This window comes from Acidovorax sp. KPB24-07, from assembly GCF_057543315.1.
Window position 1 is genome coordinate 1 of sequence record NZ_BAAJYS010000793.1, and the last position, 900, is coordinate 900.

Sequence of the window (900 nt, forward strand, 5' to 3'; positions counted from 1 at the left end):
CGGCCTCCTCGGCGGCCCCGCGTTCCAGCACCGCCACCGCGCCGGTGCCGCGTTCGCGCACGGCCGTCGCCACCATGCGCCGGTTGCCCCAGAAGCCCTCGGAGTAGCCCAGCCGCGTCTTCGCGGCCAGCGCGATCGCGGCGGGGTCGGTGGCCGTGAGCATCAGCCAGTGCAGGGTGTCGGGCACCTCCTTCTCGGCGGCGAGCCGGTGCGCCAGCGCGTCGGAAACCGCCGGCCGGTCGGGCAGCAGCAGCGCCATCGCCGGCTGCCGGCTCGGGTGCAGGGAGGGCAGGTCGGCCTCGATGCGGTCCGCACAGGCTTCCCACTCGGCCTGTGGCGCGGCCGCGAGATGGCGGCGGAAGGCTTCCTCGCCCTGGCCCAACGGCCCGCGCCATCCGTTGCTCATCGCGCGGGTCACGGTGGTGGACAGGTGCGCGCGGCGCTTCTTGGTGGTCGAGTCGTAATCGTTGGTCGTCTCCAGGCGCTGCGATGCCATGAGGATGTCGACGGCCCCCGGCAGTCCGTACTGCGCCACGAGGTAGTCCACGATGGCGGCGGCCGGTTCGTTCTCGCCGTAGTAGCCCGAACTGGCCAGGGCCAGCGCGAGCAGTACGGTGTCGGCCTCTGCATCGGCCTCGGCCGTGTGCCGGCCAAGGCGGTCGATGGTCCGCTGCAGCGGATCGCGCAGGGGCGCATCGGTGGCTGGCAGGTTGAAGTGGAAATCGCAGTGGCTGCGCACGCGCTGCCATGCCTGGGGCAGTGCGGCGGCTTTCGCTTCCTGGGGGAAACGGCGCGAGGCATAGGCCTCGCGCTCCATCTGGGACGGCAGGCGCACGGGGGTCGCCCTGCGCGAGCCAGGGCGGCACCGCGCCGGGCCCGCCGTCACCGGCCGGGGCATCG

At 73.6% G+C, this 900-nt stretch carries 1 pseudogene; it reads right to left on the minus strand.

Annotated elements, in window-relative coordinates:
- Window positions 1–835: pseudogene (locus AC27IQ_RS25845) on the minus strand (WGR and DUF4132 domain-containing protein); the annotation flags it as partial.
- Window positions 836–900 lie beyond the last annotated feature (65 nt).